Consider the following 15,443-nt stretch of genomic DNA (forward strand, 5'->3'; position numbering starts at 1 on the left):
AGGACCCGGGTGGCGCTAGCTGCAGACCACAGCACGGACACGGTGCTGAACGCACGGGCAGATGCTCGCGCGCAAGGGGGGCAGGTCAGCGACTGGATGCCGTACCTACCGGCTTCGTCGAGCCCGTTCTGTCCGGACGACGTCGACCCGGACACCCTGACGTGGGCCGAGACGGTCGCACCCGGGAGCTACACCCACAAGGTCCTCGCCCGCGGTACGCGGTTCCGGCTCGAGGATCCGACCGGTGAGGCCTGCGCGCACACCCTCGTCTACAACGCGCTCGAGCCGACCGAGCGGCTCAACGTCGCGGACACCCAGAAGATCCCGTGGCAGGCGTACCTCGGTACCGGCCACCCGCTGCTCTCCGGTGACGGCCGGGTGCTCGCCACGATCATCGCCGACACCTCGGGCCGGCACGACGCGTTCTGTGGGACGAGCACCGCTGCCTGGAACGCGCTGCGCTACGGCACCGCACTGCCCGAGGGGCCCGCGCCGGCCGGCCGTGACCTCTTCGTGAAGGCGGCTGCCAAGCACGGGCTCGGGCCGGCCGACGTACCTCCGTCGGTCTCGTTCTTCCAAGGAGTCCGGGTCGCCTCGGACGGGAGCTTCGACTGGATCGGCTCGTCAGGGGCGGGTACGTCGGTCGAGCTCGTGGCCGAGCTGCCCCTGATCGTGCTGATCGCCAACGTCCCGCACCCGCGCGACCCGCGTCCGGAGTACGTCGTCGGGCCGCTGCGCGTGCACGCCTGGCGTACGCCGGAGACCAGGCCCACCACCCCGGCGGACGAGCGTTTCGACGCCTCTCCGGAGGTTCGGCGGGCGTATCTGAACACACTCGACTATGCGGAGGCTCGGGGCCTGTGACTACCACGATCGACAACCCGGTGATGAGGCCTGTGACGACCATTCCCGTCCCTGTGACCACCTATCTGACGCCCGACGGGCAGCTGGTCTCCAGCGTCCCGGTCGGTGCGTCGTACGCCGACAACACTCACCTGGAGTGGGGTGACCCGCTGGTGCCGGGTGCCGTCGTGCTGGACGAGCAGGTGGCTCCGCGGGCCTCGTGGTCGGGTGTCGTACGTGCCGGGCAGGTGTTGACGATCGTCGATGTCGGCGGCAACCAGTCGGGTGACTGCCTGCTCTACAACGCGCACCACACCGACGAGCGCTACAGCGCTCCGGACACGCTCGCGTGGCAGGACAACGCCTACATCCGCACCGGGACGGTGCTGCGCAGCAATCTCGGTCGTGCCCTGATGACCGTCGTCGAGAACGAGATCGACCGTCAGGACACCATCGGCGGCGCCTGCTCGCGCGAGTCGAACACGCTTCGCTACGGCCACCACGTGATGTATCACCACGGCTGCCGCGAGAACTTCCTGACGGAGGGCGCCAAGCACGGGCTCGGCATGCGCGACATCGTCTCCAACATCAACTGGTTCATGAACGTGCCCGTCGAGGAGGACGGTGCCCTCGGCATCGTCGACGGCATGTCTGCACCCGGGAAGCGGGTCGCGCTGCGCGCGGAGATCGACACGCTCGTGCTGATCTCCAACTGCCCGCAGATGAACAACCCCTGCAACGACTTCAACCCGACGCCGCTGCGGATGATCGTGTCCGAGCCGGATGTCGACTACGAGGCCGACGCATGACCTTTGGTTCTGAAGCTGGACTGTCCTTCGACACCGTCCTGGTCGCCAACCGAGGGGAGATCGCCCGCCGGGTGATGCGCACCGCGCGCGAGCTCGGGATGCGTACGGTCGCGGTCTTCTCCGAGGCCGACCGAGCGGCACCACACGTGCGGGAGGCCGACGAGGCCGTGTGTCTGGGCTCGGCGCCCGCACGGGACTCCTACCTCCGTGGCGACCTGATCATCGCAGCAGCCCTGCGCACCGGCGCGGGGCTGCTCCATCCCGGCTACGGCTTCCTCTCCGAGAGCGCCGCCTTCGCCCGGGAGGTGGAGGCCGCGGGGCTTCGGTTCGTCGGCCCGACACCCGATCAGATCAGCGCCTTCGGCGAGAAGCACTCGGCCCGGCGGCTCGCGGAGAACGCCGGGGTGCCGATGCTGGCCGGCACGGGGTTGCTCTCCGGGCCGGACGAGGCGGCCGAGGAGGCTGCTCGGATCGGGCTGCCGGTGATGGTCAAGGCGACCGGCGGTGGTGGCGGCATCGGGATGACCGCGTGCAGCTCGGAGGAGGACGTCCGGGTCGCGTTCGAGCGGGTCGCCCGGCTCGCCCAGACCAGCTTCGGCACCGCCGGGGTTTTCCTCGAGCACCTGGTGCGGCCCGCCCGCCACGTCGAGGTGCAGATCTTCGGTGACGGGGAGGGCCAGGTCGCCGTGCTCGGCGACCGTGACTGCTCGCTGCAGCGCCGCAACCAGAAGGTGATCGAGGAGGCGCCCGCGCCCTCTCTTCCTGAGCACGTGCGGACCGTCCTGCACGACTCCGCGCGCCAGCTCGCCAAGTCGGTCTCCTACCGCTCGGCCGGGACCGTGGAGTTCGTCTACGATCCGGGCCGCGAGCTGATCTCCTTCCTGGAGATGAACACGCGCCTCCAGGTCGAGCACGCGGTCACCGAGCAGGTGATGGGCATCGACATCGTCGAGCTCATGCTGCGGCTCGCTCGTGACGGGGTCACCGCCCTGCCCGACGAGCTGTTCCGCAAGTGCCCCGCACCGAAGGCGTACGCCGTCGAAGCACGCGTCTACGCCGAGGACCCGGCCAAGGACTCGATGCCGTCGTCGGGGCTGGTCACGCGGGCGGTGCTGCCGACCGAGGCTCCTGGTGTGCGGGTGGACTCCTGGATCGAGACCGGGCTCGAGGTCTCGCCGCACTACGACCCGCTGCTCGCCAAGGTGATCGCCACCGGGTCGACCCGCGACGAGGCGCTGGACAGGCTGGGCTCGGCGCTCGCGCAGACCCGGATCGACGGGATCGTCACCAACGTCTCGGCGCTGCGCGCGATGACGACGTACGCCGAGCTCCGCTCGGCCACGCACTCGACCTCGACCCTGCCCGAACGTGCCAAGCAGGGCCGCGGCGGGGACCCCGATCCGCGCATCGACGTGCTCGACCCGGGAGTGCTCACGACCGTCCAGGACCTTCCCGGCCGGGTGGGCTACTGGCAGGTCGGCGTACCTCCGTCGGGTCCGTTCGACCCGGTCTCCTTCGCCGAGGCCAACCTGGCCGTCGGTAACCATCGGGGTGCCCCGGGCCTCGAGGTCACGGTGCCGCTGGCAACCGGCCGGGCGACGGCCGTGGGGCCGACGCTGGTGTTCTCCGATCCCGCCGTCGTCTGCGTGACCGGTGCCCCCATGCCGGTCAGCGTCGACGGCGCCCCCGTCCCGCAGTGGGAGCCGATCGAGCTCCCCGCGGGGGCGACGTTGACGCTGGGTCGCACCGACGGGCCGGGCCTGCGGACCTACATCGCGGTCCGAGGCGGCCTGGACGTGCCGGACTATCTCGGCAGCGCCTCGACCTTCACGCTCGGCGGGTTCGGCGGTCACGCCGGGCGTACGCTCCAGCGCGGTGACGTGCTCCGTCCGGGAACCGCGGTCGACCCGCAGGCGCAGCCCGCGGCGACCCCGGTGTCACGGCGGCCGGCACTGACCAACACCTGGGAGATCGGCGTCACCGAGGGCCCGCACGGTGCCCCGGAGTTCTTCACGCGCGCGGACCTGGACCAGCTCTACTCGGCGAGCTACCGGGTGCACCACAACTCGGCTCGCACCGGCGTACGTCTGATCGGGCCCAAGCCGACCTGGGCCCGTGCCGACGGTGGCGAGGCCGGGCTGCATCCCTCGAACATCCACGACACCCCCTACACGGTGGGGTCGCTCGACTTCACCGGCGACACCCCGATCATCCTCGGTCCCGATGGTCCGTCGCTGGGCGGCTTCGTCTGCCCGGCGGTCGTCGCCAGCGGCGAGCTGTGGAAGATCGGGCAGCTGCGGCCCGGCGACACGGTGCGGTTCGTGCCGGTGCGGGAGGGCAAGGCCGCCGGCCTGGTCAACCACCGGGCCTCCCTGACGGTGGCCGGCGGTGCGGGTGGCGACGGCGACGACGGTGTGCTCGGCCGGTTGCCCGAGACATCGGCGCGCCCGGAGGTCACCTACCGGCGCAGCGGGGACAACTCCCTGCTGGTGGAGTACGGGCCGATGACCCTCGACCTGGGGCTCCGGATGCGGGTGCACGCGCTGCAGTCGGCCCTGGCCGAGCACGCGCCCGCCGGCATCATCGACGTCACTCCGGGGATCCGGTCGCTGCAGGTGCACACCGACTCCTCGGTGCTCCGGGCCGGCCAGGTCGCGGGGCTGCTGCGGGAGCTGGAGGAGGACCTACCCGCCACCTCGGAGCTGACCGTGCCCTCGCGGCGGGTGCGGCTGCCGCTCTCCTGGGACGACCCGGCGACCCGGGAGGCGATCGAGCGCTACACCGCAGGCGTACGCGACGACGCGCCGTGGGCACCGTGGAACATCGAGTTCATCCGCCGGATCAACGGGCTCGGCTCGGTCGAGGAGGTCCACCGGACCGTCTTCGACGCGACGTACCTGGTGCTCGGGCTGGGCGACGTCTATCTGGGCGCGCCGGTCGCGACGCCGCTGGACCCGCGGCACCGGCTGGTGACGACGAAGTACAACCCGGCGCGCACCTGGACGGCGGAGAACTCCGTCGGCATCGGCGGGGCGTACATGTGCATCTACGGGATGGAGGGGCCGGGCGGGTATCAGCTCGTCGGGCGGACGACGCAGGTGTTCAACCGCTTCCGGCGGTCGACCTCGGCCGGCGGGCTCTTCCACGACGACCCGTGGGCGCTGCGGTTCTTCGACCAGATCGAGTGGTACCCGGTCTCTGCCGAGGAGCTTCTGGAGCTGCGGGCCGAGGTGGACGCCGGACGCGGCGAGTTCGAGACCAGGGAGGGCACCTTCTCGATCAAGGAGTACGACCGCTTCCTGACCGCCAACGCGGACTCGATCGCCGCCTTCCGTGACCAGCAGTCCGCCGCCTTCGAGGAGGAGCGGCAGCGCTGGATGGCGGCGGGGGAGTTCGACATCTGCGACCGCATCGACGCGCGGGGCGAACCGTCGGAGGTCGACGTGCCGGAGGGGTGCGTGCAGGTGACCGCGCCGTTCACCTCGACCGTCTGGAAGGTCGTCGCGAGTCGTGGTGCGCGGTTGACCCAGGACGCCCCGCTGATGGTGGTCGAGGCGATGAAGATGGAGGCGAGCGTCCCGGTTCCGGTCGCCGGCGAGGTGGTCGAGGTCTACGTGAAGCCGGGCGAGCAGATCGTCCCGGGGCAGGTCATCGCCGCGGTTCGGCCCCTGGACGCGTCTTGATCCACTCACTTCCAGGCGGTGCGGTCGCCCGCGCCACCGCGGCCCTCGACCGCATCGAGGCCTCGGACCGGCCGGAGATCTGGATCTCGCTGCGTACGCGTGACGACCTGCTCGAGGAGGCCGCCGCCATCGACGCGAAGGTGGCCAGCGGAGAGGTCCTGCCGCTGGCCGGACGCCTGCTGGCGGTCAAGGACAACATCGACGTCCGCGGCCTGCCGACCACCGCCGGAGCGCCCTCGTTCGCCTACCCGCCCACCGCTGACGCCACTGCGGTCGCCCGGTTGCGGGCAGCCGGTGCGCTGGTCGTGGGGAAGACCAACCTCGACCAGTTCGCGACCGGCCTGGTCGGCACCCGGAGCCCGTACGGCGCGGTCCGCAACGCCTGGGATCCGAGCCGGATCTCGGGTGGATCCTCTTCGGGCTCGGCGGTCGCGGTCGCTCTCGGTCTGGTCGACCTCGCGCTGGGGACCGACACCGCCGGCTCCGGCCGGGTGCCGGCGGCGCTCAACGGCATCGTCGGGGTCAAGCCGTCGCGCGGGCTGGTGCCGGTCACCGGCGTCGTGCCTGCCTGCTACACGCTCGACTGCGTCACCGTCTTCGCCCGAGATCTCGGATCCGCCCGGGCGGCCGCGGAGCTGATGGCCGGACCCGACCCGTCGGACCCGTTGTCGCGTACGTTGCCGGCGGACGCCGGTCTGCCGCCGGCGCCGCGGGTGGCGGTGCCGACCGGTGAGCATCTCGACGGGCTCGCGCCGGGGTGGGCAGCCGCCTTCCGGGCCGTGGTCGCGCAGCTTGCCGCCGCGGGGATCGAGATCGTCGAGACCGACATCTCGCCGCTGCTCGAGGCCGCCAGACTGCTCTACGACGGCGCCTTCGTCGCCGAGAGGTACGCCGCAGTGGGCTCCCATCTCGACGCCAACCGCGACCTCATCGGGACCGACCTGGACCCGACCGTCGCCGCGATCGTGCTCGCCGGGGCGTCGGCCACCGCAGCCGACTGGGCACGCGACGTGGCTCACCTGGCGCGCCTCGGGGCGGCAGGGAAGGAGGCCCTCGCGGGGTGCTCGGCGTTGCTGACGCCGACGACGACGTGGCATCCGACGCTGGCCGAGGTGGCTGCGGATCCGGTGGGCGCGAACGCGCGCATGGGCCGCTACACGAACTTCGCGAACCTGCTCGACATGGCCTCGCTCGCGATCCCGGCCGGCCAGGTCGGCGGACTGCCCTTCGGTGTGATGCTGACCGGCGCTGCCGGCAGCGATCGCACCCTGGCCGCGCTCGGCCACACGCTGCTCAGTCCCTGTGTCGATCTCTTCGTGGTCGGCGCGCACCTGTCGGGACAGCCGCTCAACCACCAACTGGTCGAGGCCGGTGCAACGCTGCTGCGCCCGGTGTCGACCTCGGCCGACTACCGGCTGTTCGCGCTCGAGACGGTGCCGCCCAAGCCCGGACTGGTCCGGGTGGGTGCAGCCGGGAACGGGGTGCCGATCGAGGGCGAGCTGTGGCGCGTCCCGGCCGCGGGCTTCGGGACGTTCGTGGGTGGCGTACCTGCTCCGATGGTCATCGGAAAGGTCACGCTGTCGGACGGCTCGTCGGTTTCGGGATTTCTCGTCGAGCCAATTGCCGTCGATAAGGCTGCTGATATCTCGGCGCACGGTGGTTGGCGTCGTTACCGGTCTGAGCAGGGCCTTTAACGTTCAGCGTGGATATCGGTTACGGGACCGGGGTCATTCCTCCAGGTGGCACACGACTCTGTTCAGGGGCCTGATCCCCCGTCACACTGGGCAGAATCCGCCAGCATTATCGCCCCGGGAGGATGCTGTGCCGCGCTTATCGGTTCTTCCTGCCATACACTTTGTTGACAGGGAATTCAACCCTCCTGTGGGACTTTCGACTCTGTTCTTTAGGGGAAGAAGACTCTTTCGAGTCTTCCCCGAAACTCGGGAGGCCGCTTAGATGGCGTACATGACAACTAGGCGTTCTCGGCCCGGCCGCCCCAGGCATGTGCCCGATTCGGGTACCGCCTCACCCCGTGACCAGATCCTCGATGCCGCTGCGCGACTCTTCGTGTCCCAAGGCTTCGCGGCGACGTCCACGCGCGAGATCGCCGACCAGGTCGGCATCCGTCAGGCCTCTCTCTACTACCACTTCGCAGGCAAGGACGAGATCCTCGTCGAGCTGCTCCGTAAGTCGGTTCGTCCGACCACGGACAAGGTCGACAAGATCCTCAACCAGGTGCCGCCGCTCGATTATGAGACCGCTCTTTATCTGCTGGTTCTCGTCGACGTACGCACGCTTGCCGATGTGGATCACAACGTCGGAATGCTCTACATGCTGCCGGATGTGACCAACGGTGAGGTCTACACCGAGTTCCGCCAAGAGCACGAAGAGCTCGCTGCTGCGTACGCCGATCTGGCCAGCAAAGTGGCCTCGGAGAAGGTGCTCGAGGGCGTCAGTCTGAAGCAGCTGGGCAACATGCTCATCCAGCAGGTCGAAGGCGTCATCAGCATGCGCGCCGAGATGATCACCAAGGACACGGTCCGGAGGATCACGTGCCCGGAGGCGTGGGCGATCGCCTCCTCGTGCCTGCGGATCTGCGGTGTCAGCCAGGACAAGATCCAAACAGCGAACGCGGTTGCCGTGGAGATGCTCGACGACTTCCTCGAAGACAGGGTTCGCGAGCCGGCCTGAAAGGCAGGCTGACAAGTCGGTAACTGGTGGGTAGGGCTTGCGCGTGTGAGTTGCCCTGTTGAGGCTTGAACGACACACTTTCCGAGCCCGTTGCCCGCTTCCCCACCGCGAGGACCCCACACGTGTGCATTGACCCTTCCGGAGGCCGCTGATGGCCCGGAAGCAGACAGCCATCCTCTCCGTCACCCGCGGGGTCACGACGCTCAACGGCCTGGTGGTCGATCGCCCGTGGGGCGAAGACCCGCACCAGGCAGGCATCCGTGCCGTGCGGGAACAGCTCGCCGGCCCGAGCCGCAAACCCGTCCAGGTCGTCGCGACCGATGACGAGGCCCGCGTCCGGATGGTCGTCCATCCCGACGGGCGGGTCACCGACGTCGAGACCCTCGAGGTCTTCGGGAGCTACGGCTCGCCCGACGACGTACCCGGCGCGGCCTGGCTGCCGGCCGGCTCTGGGCCCGTGATCATCCAGGGCGTCGTCGAGCCGGACCCTGAGCCCGAGCCTGAGCCGTACGTGCCGCCGGTCCTGGCTGTTCCGGCGCCGGCTGTCGAGCCACCTCCTGCGCCCGAGCCGCCACCTGCGCCCGAGTCACCGCCTGCGCCCGAGCCACCGCCTGCGCCCGAGCCACCGCCTGCGCCCGAGCCGGAACCCGAGCCTGAGCCGGAACCCGAGCCCGAACCCGAGCCAGCGCCGCCCCCGGCACCGGCCCCGCCTCCAGCACCTGCGCCGGTGCCTGAACCGGAACCAGAGCCGGAAGCGGAGCCTGAGCCCGAACCAGAGCCCGAACCAGCGCGCGGAGCCCCCGCCAGGAGGGCCGTCGCCGGACCGTTGGTGCCGCTGCACCACCTGGAATCGACCCCCTACCGGCGGTCGCGGATGACGCGTCGCGGCCGGGTGGTGCTGGTCGTCCTCGCCATCCTGCTGCTGATCCTGATCTACGAGGTCGTACGCGGCGTGGTGACCGGTTCCGACGCCTCGGACACGAAGGAGCCGCAGAACCAACAGTCGGCGCCGAGCGCGGGGGCCAGCGACGAGACGCCCTCGGAGGCGCCCTCGCCGAGCGCGTCGGCATCCTCGGTCCGCGTCGAGCCGACGCCGACTCCCACGCCGACTCCGACGCCCAAGCCGACCAAGAAGCCGGCGCCCGAGCCGACCAGGACGCTGTCGGTGGAAGCGATCGCGATGACCGAGGCCATCGGGCTGCGGATCGACGCCAGCAGGCTGCCGGTGACGGCCACGATCGCGATGGATCCGTGGGGTGCGCCGGAGCGGTTCACGCGTACGGTCACGATCACCGAGCCCGACCAGCTCGTCGTCGTCAAGCCGGTGGCCTCCGGGCACGCTGAGTGGAGCGTCCGGGTCGACGGCGCGAAGAAGGTCACCGGCTACACCCACTCCTGGCCCAAGGGCGATCGCGAGTTCGTGCGGCGCTGAGTTGCCTGGGCTGAATTGCTACCAGGGTCGGATGTGGCGGCCTCCGGTGCGGCGTACGCTGCATGAGAACGTGTTCCTGCGCCTCGGAGGTCTCGCATGCCGCTCAAGATCACGCCGCCCGCCGGCACCCGCACGATTGCCGGCCGGACGCTGGGCCGCACGCTGGGCACGGTGGAGCGCACCGCCAAGCAGGGCGTGCGCTGGGCGCTGGGGCACGGGTTGCCGCGTACGGCGATCGTTCGTTCCGCGCGAAAGGGTGACCTCCAGGGTGACCTGATCCTGAGCGGGCCCGGGTCGCACACCTTCGATCTGGTCGACCTGTTCGAGGAGTTCCGTGCGCGCGGGCCGCTCTACCAGGGCGGGTTCAGCTACCTCGCGGTCGACCACGAGGTCATCAAGGAGGTGCTGACCAGCAACGACTTCATCACCGGGTTCTTCGCGCCCGACGAGTCGGGCACCGGCCTGCTGGCGAGGGCGGCGAGCTGGTCGGCCAGCGACGTCTTCGCCCCGCTCCAGCCGCCGTCGCTGCTGGCGACCGAGCCGCCGGAGCACACCCGCTACCGCAAGCTGGTCACCCGCGTCTTCACGGTGCGTGCGGTCGAGAAGCTGCGCGCTCGCACCGAGGAGATCGCCCGGGAGCTGCTCGACGACCTGGAGAAGGAGGCCGCGTCCGGTGCCGACGTCGACCTGGTCACCCGCTACTGCGGGCTGCTGCCGATCACGGTGATCTCCGAGGTGCTCGGCGTCCCCGTCGACCTGCGCGAACGCATGCTCGAGCTCGGCAAGGGCGCGGCGCTGAGCCTCGACATCGGGCTGGACTGGCGCACGTTCCGCGACATGGAGGCATCCCTGGAGGAGTTCGACACCTGGCTCCGCGGCCATCTGGAGTATCTCGCCGAGCATCCCGGTGACGACCTGCTCAGCCAGCTCGTCGCCCTCCGCGACGACGGCGACCGGCTCAGCGAGCGGGAGCTGCGGGCGATCGCCGGACTGGTCTTCGCGGCCGGCTTCGAGACCACCGTGAACCTGATCGGCAACGGCATCGCGCTGCTCCACGACAACCCCGACCAGCTCGAGGTGCTCAAGGCGCAGCCCGACCTGTGGTCGAACGCCTCCGACGAGATCCTGCGGCTCGACCCGCCGGTGCTGCTCACCGGCCGCGTCGCCCGACGCGACTCCACCATCGCCGGCCAGGCGATCCCGCGCGGCACGATCATCAACACCGTGCTGGCCGCCGCCAACCGCGACCCCGCCGTCTTCACCGACCCGCACACCTTCGACGTCACCCGCGAGAACGCCCGCGACCACCTCTCCTTCTCCAGCGGCCGCCACTTCTGTCTCGGTGCCGCTCTGGCCCGGATGGAGGGCGAGATCGGCCTCCGTCTCCTCTTCGAGCGCTTCCCCGGCCTCGAGCTCGTCGGCGACCGCGAGCGCCACCCCACCCGCATCCTCCGCGGGTACTCGCACCTTCCCGCACGGCTCTCCTGACGATTCGTCCGGGGTAGTCCGGGAGCGAACTGCCCAAATACTCGCCAGTAATAGGCAGTTCGCTCCCGGACTACCCCGAATCGGCCGGGGAACGTCAGCGTGCGGCGGCGTCGAGGAGTCGCTGGCCGAGGACGGCTACGCAGCGGCGTACCTCGTCGCCTTCGACCACCCGGAAGGGGACGGCGCGGCGGGCGAGCTCCTGGGCGTACCAGTCCGGGCTGTTGGTGCTCCCGACGAGACGGCAATGGTCGTCGTCGATCGGCTCGAGTCGGCCCAGGACGCGCGGAAGGTAGCGGTCGACCTCCGCGAACGGCGCGTCGAAGACGACCTCGACCGCATAGGCCCAGCCCTCGCCGAGGTGTTCCTCGACCTCGGTGACGGGATCGATCTCGGGACGTACGAAGCTGGTCTCCTCGATGTCGACGGCGCCCATCCGGTCGACGCGAAGCACTCGGCGCGCGCCGGCGGTGTGCGACCAGCAGAGCAGGTACCAGCGGGCGTGGCGGACGACGACCGCCCACGGGTCGACGACCATCTTGCGCTCGTTGCCGTTCTCGGTCGTGTAGGCGATGGTGGTGCGCCGCCGGGAGTCGCAGGCCTGGACCAGGCTGGTGGTGACGTCGGGATCGGGCGAGACGGCGCTCTGGTCGGGAACGGCCGAGATCGTACGCCGCACCGCGGCCACCGTCTGGGACAGCGACTCGGGCAGCACCCGGCCGATCTTGCCGACCGCGCTCCCGACCGGACCGGTCGCGTCGGCGATGTCGTGGTGACCGTCGAGCAGGGCCATCACCAGGCCGAGCGCCTCCGCGGTGGTGAAGATGAGCGGCGTACGCATGCCTCGGCCGAGGCGATAGCCGCCATAGGGCCCGCGCTCGGACTCGACCGGGATTCCCGCCTCCCGCAGGATCGCGACATAGCGCCGGGCGGCGCGCTCGGTGACTCGCAGCCTCTCGCCCAGGCGCTCGGCGGTGATGCCGGGGGAGGACTGCAGCAGCTCGAGGGTGAGCAGCGCCCGAGCGGTCGGGCTCTCGTCATGTCCCATCGTGGCGGCTCCCGGAAGTAGTTCGTCCGGATTCAGATTAGTCCGTCACGTCCAGCACGGTGGGTCCCGTACCCTTACCGGCATATGAGACTTCTGCTGATCAGACACGGCCAGACCCCGAGCAACGTCTCGGGGGCGCTCGACACTGCCTTCCCGGGGGCGGGGTTGACCGAGCTCGGACTCTCCCAGGCCGCGGCGGTGCCGGATGCGCTGGCGGGGGAGCGGATCGCGGGTCTGTACGCCTCCCGGCTGGTGCGTACGCAGCTGACCGCCGAGCCGCTCGCCAACCGGCTCGGGATGCCGGTCGTGGTGCAGGAGGGGTTCGAGGAGATCAGCGCCGGCCACCTGGAGATGGCCACCGACAAGGAGTCGGTGACGGCCTATCTCGAGGCGCTCGGCGACTGGATCCGCGGCACGCTCGAGACCCCGGTCCCCGGCGGCGAGGCCGGCCACGAGTTCCTGGCGCGCTTCGACGCGGCGGTGCAGTCGGTGGTCAAGCAGCACGATCCCGATGACACCGTCGCGATCGTCTCGCACGGTGCGGCGATCCGGATGTGGACCGGGCTGCGCACGACGCGGTCGCCCGCCTTCGGCGACGACAACCGGATCCGCAACACCGGCCTCGCGGTCGTCGAGGGCAGCCTGGAGGAGGGCTGGACGACGATCTCCTGGAACAACGACCCGCTGGGCGGCGCGCACCTGATCGGCGACGGCTTTTGATCCTCCGCTCGCTCCTGCTGTTCGCGCTGGCCGCGATCGCCGAGATCGGTGGCGCCTGGTTGGTCTGGCAGGGGCTGCGGGAGCATCGCGGCTGGCTCTGGGTGGGCGCCGGGTTCATCGCGCTCGGCCTCTACGGCGTCGTCGCCACGCTGCAGCCCGATGCCCACTTCGGGCGGATCCTGGCTGCGTACGGTGGTGTCTTCGTCGTCGGCTCGATCGCGTGGGGGATGGCGATGGACGGCTACCGGCCCGACCGCTGGGACATCGCCGGTGCGGCGCTGTGCCTGGCCGGGATGGGCGTGATCATGTACGCGCCGCGTGGGTGAGGATGGCGCCATGGCCTCCGAGGAAGACTCCCCACGCACCTTCGTCCCGGTACCTCCGGAGGAGCGGCCACGCCGCACCCGGAGCACCGTCCGAGTGCTCCTGATCGACGACCGCGACCGGATCCTGCTCTTCGCCGACTCCGACCCGGGCATCCCCGGAGCGCGCTGGTGGATCACTCCCGGGGGCGGCATCGACCCGGGCGAGAGCGAGCGAGTCGCCGCGGTCCGCGAGCTCGAGGAGGAGACCGGCCTACGGGTCGCCGAGGCCGACCTGCTCGGGCCGACGATGCGGCGCACCGTGGTGCACGGCTACAGCGACGTGGTCATCGACCAGGACGACGTCTTCTACGCGTGCTGGGTGCCGGCCTTCGAGGTCTCCACCGCCGGCCACACCGAGGAGGAGCTGCTCACGATGGCCGAGCACCGCTGGTGGACGCGCGAGGAGCTCGCGGCGACCGACGAGGAGATCTGGCCGGCGGTGCTGCTCGACCTGTGGAAGGACGCCGACGTACGCCGCGACGCGGCCGCCTCCGACCCTGCCGATGGCGGATGGGTGGAGGAGTCGTCGGTCCCGGCCTGACGTCCGGGCTCTGGAAACGCCGCAGCCGACCATCCCCCTCGATGGTCGGCTGCGGTCTTGCGAGATCTGGTCGACATCCCTCGGTGCGACGAGACCTCTCGCGCGTGCCGTCTGCTCGAGCGTGAATCCCCCGATCCCGCTCGTGCGACGACACTCAGTCCGTGGTGCGGCCCCCCGACCGCGCCCTGGCCCTCCCCCTCAGTAGGCCCAGGGCGTCCACCCACAGCATCAGGCTGTGTACGACGGACCGAAGATGTAGGCGCATGATCAGCGGAAGACGCCGAGCGCGACGATGCCGGTGGCTGCCACGGCGGCGACGCCGAACATCGTGGTGCCGACGGCCGGCGGCATCCCGCCGCGGTGCTTGTGCTCGGACGGGTCGGGCTTGCGGAGGCTGCGGACGGCGTCGAGCACGTTGTTGCGGAGCGACTCGACGGCGGTCAGGTCACTGCGGTGACGTGCGGTGATCGTGGTGGTAGCCATGGTGTTCCTCTTCTCGGCGGACGGCGCTGGCCGCCCGTTGTCCGGCGGCCTTCACGTGAGAGAAACGGGGTCGCGGCCAGGTCATGACGCAGCTTTTTGCCACTTTGGGGTCACAGAAGATCCACAACTAAGAAACATCAGGCCGAGCCCGTACGCTGCGCGTCATGACCACGTTGGTGGAGATCACTCGGGAGTGGGGCCGGATCGGCGTCATCGGGTTCGGTGGTCCGCCCGCCCACATCCGCCTGCTGCGCGAGACCGTCGTCGAGCGGCGTGGCTGGGTGGAGCCGGAGGAGTTCGAGGACGCGATCGCGACCTGCAACCTGCTCCCCGGACCCTCCTCGACCCAGCTGGCCATCTTCACCGCCTGGCGGGTACGCGGCGCGCTCGGCGCTCTGGTCGGCGGGCTCGCGTTCATCCTGCCGGGGCTGGTGCTGATCCTCGCCCTGGCGGCGCTGTTCCTGGGCGATCCGCCCGCATGGGTGCTGGGCGCCGGCGCCGGTGCCGGTGCGGCGGTCGCCGCCGTCGCGGTCCAGGCGGGCTGGGCGCTGGTGCCGTCCTCCTACGAGCGGACCCCGTCGCGTCCGCGATGGATCCTCTACGCCGTCGTCGGCACCGTCGCCGCCGCGACCACCGGGGCCTGGGTCGTCCTCGTGCTCGTGGGCGCCGGGCTCGTCGAGGTGGCGATGCGGAGGCCGTGGCGTACGAACTCCTTCCAGTCCCTCCTGACCGTGCCGGTCCTGGTCCAGGGAGCGCTCACCACCGCGGTGGCCGCGCCGCTGGCGTGGACGGCCTTCAAGGTCGGCGCGCTGTCGTACGGCGGCGGGTTCGTGATCATCCCGCTGATGCAGTCCGATGCGGTCGACCGCTACGGCTGGATGAGCGACGCCGAGTTCCTCAACGCGGTCGCGCTCGGGCAGATCACCCCGGGCCCGGTCGTCCACACCGTCGCGGTCGTCGGGTTCGCGGCCGCCGGACTCCTCGGGGCACTGGGTGCCGCCGTGATCGCGTTCGGGCCGTCGTTCGTGATGATCATCGCGGGCGGACGGCACTTCGAGGCGCTGCGCTCCTCGCCGCTCGCACGTGCCTTCCTCGACGGCGCCGGGCCGGCTGCGATCGGTGCCATCCTCGGGTCTGCGGTCCCGCTGGCGATGGCGACGAGCGAATGGTGGCAGTGGGTGGTGCTGGCCGCCGCCGGCGTACTCCTGCTGCTGCTCAAGCGTGGGGTCGTGCTCACGCTGCTGCTCGCGGCAGGGGTCGGGGTCGTCGTGGCTCTCGCCGGCGGGCCGCTGCCGTGAATGCTCACCGAGGTAACTCGGCCGGTGCGCGCTTCCCTCGCGGAG

General features: G+C 70.6%; 13 protein-coding genes. 11 read left to right on the forward strand and 2 right to left on the reverse strand.

The window, feature by feature from the left end:
* The first annotated feature begins 9 nt into the window (after positions 1-9).
* From ACW14X_RS15090 to ACW14X_RS15120, 7 genes are all read left to right on the forward strand, one after another.
* Positions 10-864 (forward strand): urea amidolyase associated protein UAAP1, encoded by an 855-nt coding sequence (locus ACW14X_RS15090; RefSeq protein WP_350839121.1) that lies wholly within the window; start codon positions 10-12, stop codon positions 862-864.
* Positions 861-1,652: an urea amidolyase associated protein UAAP2 gene (locus ACW14X_RS15095; protein WP_350713829.1), complete on the forward strand. Its 792-nt coding sequence runs from the start codon at positions 861-863 to the stop codon at positions 1,650-1,652. Before ACW14X_RS15090 ends, ACW14X_RS15095 begins: the two co-directional genes overlap by 4 nt.
* Positions 1,649-5,335 (forward strand): urea carboxylase, encoded by a 3,687-nt coding sequence (uca, locus tag ACW14X_RS15100; RefSeq protein WP_457162515.1) that lies wholly within the window; start codon positions 1,649-1,651, stop codon positions 5,333-5,335. The genes ACW14X_RS15095 and uca overlap by 4 nt, the downstream gene beginning before the upstream one ends.
* On the forward strand, positions 5,332-7,029 hold the full coding sequence (gene atzF / locus ACW14X_RS15105) for an allophanate hydrolase (RefSeq protein WP_457162516.1): 1,698 nt from the start codon (positions 5,332-5,334) through the stop codon (positions 7,027-7,029). The genes uca and atzF overlap by 4 nt, the downstream gene beginning before the upstream one ends.
* A gap of 310 nt (positions 7,030-7,339) precedes the next feature.
* Entirely contained in the window at positions 7,340-8,026 is a 687-nt protein-coding gene (locus ACW14X_RS15110) for a TetR/AcrR family transcriptional regulator (RefSeq protein WP_350839115.1), read from the forward strand.
* A gap of 151 nt (positions 8,027-8,177) precedes the next feature.
* Entirely contained in the window at positions 8,178-9,458 is a 1,281-nt protein-coding gene (locus ACW14X_RS15115; protein ID WP_457162517.1) for a hypothetical protein, read from the forward strand.
* Between the two features lie 96 nt (positions 9,459-9,554).
* Positions 9,555-10,946 carry a cytochrome P450 gene (locus ACW14X_RS15120; protein WP_457162518.1) on the forward strand — a complete coding sequence of 464 codons (1,392 nt, stop codon included), beginning with the start codon at positions 9,555-9,557 and terminating at the stop codon, positions 10,944-10,946.
* Between the two features lie 94 nt (positions 10,947-11,040).
* Here the strand turns inward: ACW14X_RS15120 and ACW14X_RS15125 are convergent, their stop codons facing one another.
* Positions 11,041-11,991, reverse strand: coding sequence for a helix-turn-helix transcriptional regulator (locus ACW14X_RS15125; RefSeq protein ID WP_400467589.1), 951 nt, complete (start codon positions 11,989-11,991; stop codon positions 11,041-11,043).
* A gap of 84 nt (positions 11,992-12,075) precedes the next feature.
* Between ACW14X_RS15125 and ACW14X_RS15130 the strand changes: the two genes are divergently transcribed.
* The 3 genes from ACW14X_RS15130 to ACW14X_RS15140 are packed head-to-tail and all read left to right on the forward strand — an operon-like array spanning position 12,076 to position 13,617.
* Complete coding sequence (locus tag ACW14X_RS15130) at positions 12,076-12,711, forward strand: histidine phosphatase family protein (protein ID WP_160026217.1); 636 nt, start codon at positions 12,076-12,078, stop codon at positions 12,709-12,711.
* Positions 12,708-13,037 carry a YnfA family protein gene (locus ACW14X_RS15135; RefSeq protein ID WP_457162519.1) on the forward strand — a complete coding sequence of 110 codons (330 nt, stop codon included), beginning with the start codon at positions 12,708-12,710 and terminating at the stop codon, positions 13,035-13,037. Before ACW14X_RS15130 ends, ACW14X_RS15135 begins: the two co-directional genes overlap by 4 nt.
* 10 nt (positions 13,038-13,047) lie before the next feature.
* Positions 13,048-13,617: an NUDIX hydrolase gene (locus tag ACW14X_RS15140; RefSeq protein ID WP_457162520.1), complete on the forward strand. Its 570-nt coding sequence runs from the start codon at positions 13,048-13,050 to the stop codon at positions 13,615-13,617.
* A gap of 267 nt (positions 13,618-13,884) precedes the next feature.
* Here ACW14X_RS15140 and ACW14X_RS15145 read toward each other — a convergent pair whose 3' ends face one another.
* Complete coding sequence (locus ACW14X_RS15145) at positions 13,885-14,100, reverse strand: hypothetical protein (protein WP_160026220.1); 216 nt, start codon at positions 14,098-14,100, stop codon at positions 13,885-13,887.
* A 164-nt stretch (positions 14,101-14,264) separates the two neighbouring features.
* Between ACW14X_RS15145 and chrA the strand changes: the two genes are divergently transcribed.
* Positions 14,265-15,398, forward strand: a complete 1,134-nt coding sequence (gene chrA / locus ACW14X_RS15150; RefSeq protein ID WP_457162521.1) for a chromate efflux transporter — start codon at positions 14,265-14,267, stop codon at positions 15,396-15,398.
* Positions 15,399-15,443 lie beyond the last annotated feature (45 nt).

It is taken from the genome of Nocardioides sp. YJ-D4, assembly GCF_054031495.1.

Bases quoted from the DNA above. Each gene is read 5' to 3' on its own strand.
- ACW14X_RS15145 (WP_160026220.1), bottom strand. From the start codon at position 14,100: ATGGCTACCACCACGATCACCGCACGTCACCGCAGTGACCTGACCGCC.
- ACW14X_RS15115 (WP_457162517.1), top strand. From the start codon at position 8,178: ATGGCCCGGAAGCAGACAGCCATCCTCTCCGTCACCCGCGGGGTCACG.
- uca (WP_457162515.1), top strand. From the start codon at position 1,649: ATGACCTTTGGTTCTGAAGCTGGACTGTCCTTCGACACCGTCCTGGTC.
- ACW14X_RS15130 (WP_160026217.1), top strand. From the start codon at position 12,076: ATGAGACTTCTGCTGATCAGACACGGCCAGACCCCGAGCAACGTCTCG.
- ACW14X_RS15125 (WP_400467589.1), bottom strand. From the start codon at position 11,991: ATGGGACATGACGAGAGCCCGACCGCTCGGGCGCTGCTCACCCTCGAG.
- ACW14X_RS15120 (WP_457162518.1), top strand. From the start codon at position 9,555: ATGCCGCTCAAGATCACGCCGCCCGCCGGCACCCGCACGATTGCCGGC.
- ACW14X_RS15140 (WP_457162520.1), top strand. From the start codon at position 13,048: ATGGCCTCCGAGGAAGACTCCCCACGCACCTTCGTCCCGGTACCTCCG.
- chrA (WP_457162521.1), top strand. From the start codon at position 14,265: ATGACCACGTTGGTGGAGATCACTCGGGAGTGGGGCCGGATCGGCGTC.